1 protein-coding gene and 1 pseudogene are annotated in these 5,770 nt (G+C 68.2%); both read right to left on the bottom strand.

Annotated elements, in window-relative coordinates:
* Positions 1–211, bottom strand: a 211-nt coding sequence (locus tag ACZYZ5_RS21410) for a hypothetical protein (protein ID WP_463904382.1), incomplete at its 3' end; no start/stop codon positions are given.
* A gap of 177 nt (positions 212–388) precedes the next feature.
* Positions 389–5,770 (bottom strand): annotated as a pseudogene (locus tag ACZYZ5_RS21405) (Ig-like domain-containing protein); the annotation flags it as partial.

Genomic DNA, 5,770 nt, shown 5'->3' with positions numbered 1-5,770 from the left:
GATAATTCAACCGCCCCACCGCATTCTTCGACTTCGACACCACCCACACCCCACCATCGTTCAACTCCACCTCAGTGGTCTTAAACCCCGGATAGATGATGGCCGCGGTGACCAGCACCGCGGCAGCGGAGACGGAGGCGGTGACGGCGATAAACTTGTTGCGCCGTTTGTGTGACCCCGGATGATCGAAGCCCGGCTTCCTGGACCCCAGCGTGGCGAAAAAACGTGTCACAGCTTCAGATTTCCTTCAAGATGGCGTAGTGATTCCCCTGACGGGCCCGAGACCAGGCCCTCACTTCCCGCGACAGCCTACCGAACATGCCGGGAGCGTGCGATGGGGAGGACTTCCCTGCCGCGCTCAGGGAAGTCCTGCTTCGCCCTCCACCAGTCAGCCGCATTGCGGGATCCCATGCCCCTCGGGCTCACCCACAGTGGTGTTGCCGACCTGGATGGTCCGGCCCACAAAGCGGCCGTCGGAATGCGAGTTGATGCGGTACCACTTGTAGGTGCCGCGGGCATCCGGCACGGTGCGCCACATGAAGCAGTTGACGGTGAAGGACCCGTCGGAGCCGTAGGCCCACGGATAGTCCCGGATCACGCCATCGCAGGTGTGTTCCGCACCAATCGGCGACCGCCACGAGGTCTGTCCGGAGGCAGGCGCGTCCGTGCACGTGCGGTAGCCGTTGACCGCGGCGTCCCAGGTCGTTTTGGCTGGTCCGGACTGCGCCGTGGCCGTGGCAACGGCCCCGCCGGTTCCGATGGAGTTGACGGTCTGGACCTGGATTTGGTGCCGTTCGTCGAAGCCGCCGGTGTTCACCGTCCGGCTTCCTGATGCGGCGACGTTTTCCCAACCCCGTCCGTCGATGTTGATCTGCGTGAAGGCGACGTCGTTGGTCGAGGTCGACGGCGAGCTCCAGCTGAAACTGAGTGACTTCTGGTTCTGTCCGCCGTTCTGGCCGGACGCCGAGGGGGTCCCGGGCGCGCCGTACGGCCTGACGGGGGCCCCGGCACTGGCGTCCGAGCTTGGCGCCACTGTGGAGTTCGCGGTCACGGTGATGGTCGTGGCCGCCCCGTTCGTGAACCCGGCCACGGTCTGCCCGGGCCGGATGGGGCCGGACTGGCCGGTGCTGGCCCTGTACGTGTAGCTGACCTCATTGGGCGCCGATCCGTTGCGCTCCGCGTTCGTGAGTTCCCGGAAGTTGATCGTCACGGCCCTACCCGCACCGCCGGTGTTGGCCGCGGTGGCGCTCACGCCGGAGACCGTCGAGAGTTTGCCGGTGGCGCGGCGCGGCGCGGATGAGGCGCTGACGGCGCCCTTGCCGGCCTTGTTCTCGGCCTGGACGGTGAACGTGTAGGACGCCTCGGAGTTGTTCGCGGTGAAGTTCGCGGTCCGGACCGTCCCGGCCACCATTTGGGTCTGGGCGGCCCCGCCGCCGCCGCTCATGGTGACGTAGTAGTTTTTGATCGCGTCGCCGTTGGTGTTCGGTTCGGCCCAGTTCACCTTGAGCTGGTTGGAGGTGCCCACGGCGGAGGCCACCGCCGTCGTCGGTGCCGCCGGGGCCGCCGGGACACCGGCCGGGTTGTCCTCGGCGGAGTAGATCCCCCACTCGGACGGGCCAAGCTCATTGACTGCCTGGGCACGCACCTTGTACCGCACGCCGTTGGTCAGTCCCGGCCAGGTGTAGTTCAGGCCTGTGATGCCGTTCTTCACGCCAATCCCGGTGGCCGGCGGCGGGGAGATCTCCAGGTTGTAGCTCTTGACGGCCGAGCCCTCGGTCTTGGCCGGGGCCCAGTTAATCACCATGTTCTTGTCGCCGGCCTTAACCGTCGGGGCCTCCGGCGGGGACGGCTTCTCATCGGGCCGGATTTCGTTGGACGCCGCCGAGGGCACTGACTCCCCCACCTCATTGGTGGCGGTGACGGTGAAGACGTACTTGACGTCGTTGGTCAGGCCGCTGAGCGTGCACGTGGTGGTGGCACAGTCCTGGCTGAAGCCGCTGGAGCTGACGGTGTACTTGCTGATGGCAGCGCCGTTGTCCGAGGGCGGTGCCCACTTGAGCACGGCGGTGCGGCTGCGGACGTCCGTCGCGGACGGCGCCGAGGGGGCATCCGGTTTGTCCCGGACCGTGATGCGCACCCGGCCGCTCGCCTGACGCGTGGGGTCCTCGGTCTTGTCCAGCACGGTGTAGCGGATCACCATAACGCCCTTGGAGCCCTCGGCGGGAGTGACCGTGATTGAGTCCCCGTTCACGGCCGGGGCGCCGGCGGCGGAGCCGGTTTCAACCGTCGCCGAGATAATCTTCAGCGGGGTCTCGCCGAAGGGGTTGAAGTCGTTGGCCAGGACGTTGATGGTCTCGGTCCTGCCCGCATTGGCCCCCTCGATAGCGTCCTCGTTGGCCGTCGGGAGGGGCCGGTTGGAGGCGACGACGGTGGCGGCCACCGTGGCCGTGACCGGTTCGGAGCGGCCGTCGGTGACCTTCAGCGGGATGGTCCCCGTCCGTCCCGCGGCGAGGGTGGCTTCCGCGGTGACCTTGAGGGTCTGGCCCTCGATCGTTGCCTTGAACCCGTCCGGCAGGGTGCCGTCGAGCTCGAACTTGAGCTTCTCTTGGTCCCCGGAGTCCACGTCCTTGGCGAGGTTGCCGAGCTCCAGGCTGACGGATTCGGCCTTCGGCACCTCGAGATCGGTGCCGCTGAAGGTGGGCTGGTGGTTGGCGTTCGGGTCCGGAAGGACCTTGGTGATGATGCTCAGGGTCGAGGTGAGGCCCTGCGGATCGTCGGGGCCGGTGCCGTCGGTGACTTCGAAGGTCACGGAGCCGGGGCCGACGTAGTCCTCGAGCGCGGCGTAGCGCAGCGCCGAGCCGTTCCCGGCCACGACGTTCTCGGTCGCGGCCCCCTGCACCCGGACCTTGTCCACCTGCGTAATGCGCGGGGTGCGCCCGTCCCGAACCCGGACGTATTCGTTCAGGTCGAGGGTGATTTCCTGGCCGGCCATCACTTCCACGACGTCGGTGCGCGCCAGGCTGGGGTGTTGCTCGCCCTGCCCGGGAACCCAGATGACCGCCGTCGCGCTTTGACCGTCGACGTCGGTGACGGTGTACGGGACCAGCTGGTCCTTCGGGACCAGTGCCACGACGACGTTGCCGTCGCCTCCGACGCGCGCATTCGGGTTGCCGTCGGGCAGGGAGACCTTGAGTTCGGAGGCGACGCCGTCGGGGTCCGAGTCGTTCTTGAGGACCGGGACGTCGACGGCGGACTTCCCGAGCGTCTCCGCGGGCGTGACGACGTCGTCCTTGGCAACCGGGAGCTTGAGGGCTGCGTCGGGGCTGATCCGGACGCGGATCACGGCGCTGCCCTGGGCCTTTTTGTCGTCCTGGATCTTGTAGCTGACGCTCTCGTTGCCGGCGGTGCCGGGGGCCGCGAGGAGCACCTTGCCGCCGTCCGCTGCTTCCACCTGGAGTTCGGGGCGGGCTTCGAAGGCGTTGGAGACCAGGCTGATCGGGTCCCCGTCGGGGTCGGAGTCGTTGCTAAGGGCGTCGACGGCGATCTTCCGGCCGGGGCGGACGTCCACGGCATCGTCGATCGCGATGGGTTTCTGGTTGTTGGCTTCCGGCGGGGCGATGCCGACAATCACGGTTCCGGTGTTTTCGGCGCCGATCCGGTCCCGGACGCGGTAGTTGAAGGTGTCGGTGCCGGAGGCGTTGCCGGTGGCGGTGAATTCGAGGTAACCGTCCTTGACCACGGCCGTTCCCATGGCTGGGGCCCTGTCGATGCCGATCAGCTGGACGGAGTCGCCGTCGGAGTCGATGCCGTCCAGCGGCACGGGGATGCGGACCACCATGCCGGCCACGACGCGAGCGGTCAGGTTTTTCGGCTCAGGTCGGGTGTTCCGCTCGTCGTCGCGGGCCTGGATGCGGATGGTGAGCTGCTGGGAGTCCGACTGTCCGGAGTCGTTGGTGACCTTATAAATCGCGTACACGGTTTTGGGCGCTTCACCGGCGATGAAGCGCAGGGTGTTGCCGGAGGGGAAGATGCGGCCGTCGGCGGAGTCGGGCTGCTGCGCGAGGACCGGTTCGAGGGCCAGCTTCCCGCCGTTGGGGTCGGTGTCGTTCTCGAGGACCGGGATGGTGACGACGTCGCCGGCCCGCACGGTCGCTTCGTCCGGTTTGGCCTGCGGGGCCTGGAGTTTGGCGGGGGCCGGGACCACGAGGACGGCGATCTCGCCGCTGGCCGAGGACTTGCCGGTGGAGATGGTGTAGGTGACGTTGAGCTGGCCCTGCGCGCGGATGTCGGTGATCCGGACCACCGAGTGGTCCAGGACGGAGACGCTGACGGGCTGCCCGTCTTCGGCCGTGACGGACTGGACCACCAGCACGCCGCCGGAGGGGTCGGAGTCGTTGCCCAGGACATCCACCAGGACGCTACCGCCGCTGGGGAGTAGGGCAGTGTCCCGCACGGCCACCGGGGCGCCATCGCCGTTGCCGGGCACGACGTCGACCCGGACCAGCTGCTGGGCGCTGGCCGGGCCGTTGGTCACGAGGTAGGTGACGTAGTGGGCGCCCTGGGCGGTGGAGTTGAACGTGAAGGTCTGCTGGTCCGCGCCGATCGTGGCGGTGGAGTTGCCGTCGGGGGTGACCTGGGCGAGGCGCAGCGCTCCGCCCTGGGGATCCGAGTCGTTCTTGAGCGGGGCGATGACGGTGTCCACCCCGGCGACGGCGACGAGGTAGTCCGCGTTGGCGATCGGCGGCAGGGCGCCGGGTGCCCGGACGTCGACGGTGATCTTGCCTTCGGTGCTGGACTGGCCGTCGGAGACCGTGACGGTGACGATCTTGCGGCCGGGCTCGGCGCCGGCTTCCTGGAAGCTGAGCAGGCCGTCGGGACGGGCCTTGACCTGGTCCCGGGGGTCGCTGCTGGTGGCGCTGACGACGTAGAGGTCGTCGCCGTCGGGGTCGATCCAGTCGGGGAGAATGTTCTGGGTGACAAGCTTGCCGGACTGCACCACGAGGGAGGTGTTCCGGTTGGGTTTCTGCCGCGGCGCGGAGTTCTCCCCCGCGGGGATGACGGTGAGCGTGACGTCGGCGGAGGCGGAGAGCCCGCGTCCGTCGTCGGCCGAATATTTGAAGGTCTCCGCGCCGGTCTGGTCTGCCGGGACGCTGACCTGGAAGCCGGTAGAGCCGTAGATCGGCGCCAGGAGCCCGGATTTGACCGGATCGGGGGCCCTGACGGTGAGGATGTCGCCGTCGGGGTCGGTGTCGTTGTCCAGCACGGGAAGGATGGTGGTCTTGCCGGCGCGCACGCCGAAGCTGTCCGGATTGGCCACGGGGGCGCTGTTGGGCTTGGTGCGGTCCGGCAGGACGGTCTGCTGGACCTCGTCGGCGGAGTCTTTGTCCGCGTCGTCGGAGGTCTGCTTGGGCGGGACGACGTCGTCCCAGTTGTTGACCAGCTGCATGTTCTGGTTCACCAGCCACACATTGCCGGAGTTCACGNGTCCCGGTTCACCCGGAACGCATACGACGGCGACGCACTGGCCTTGGGCACATCCACCGTCTTGTCATCGGCATCATTGACGCACTCACGGACATACTTGTTCGCCCCCGACCACGCCGCATGCACACACCCGGCCAGCTGCACCGGCGCCGCCGGCACACCCTGCCCGCCGAACCTCACCGTCTTCGCCGTCGAACCATCCAACGGCTGGTGCAGCAGCGCCTTCGGCGTCGCAACCGCCACCGCGTCCGCCGCCGGACCGGACAGCTGCAGCTTCGCATCCCGC

It is taken from the genome of Pseudarthrobacter ribosi (assembly GCF_055412865.1).
This window is presented reverse-complemented; position numbering and strand designations above follow the sequence as displayed.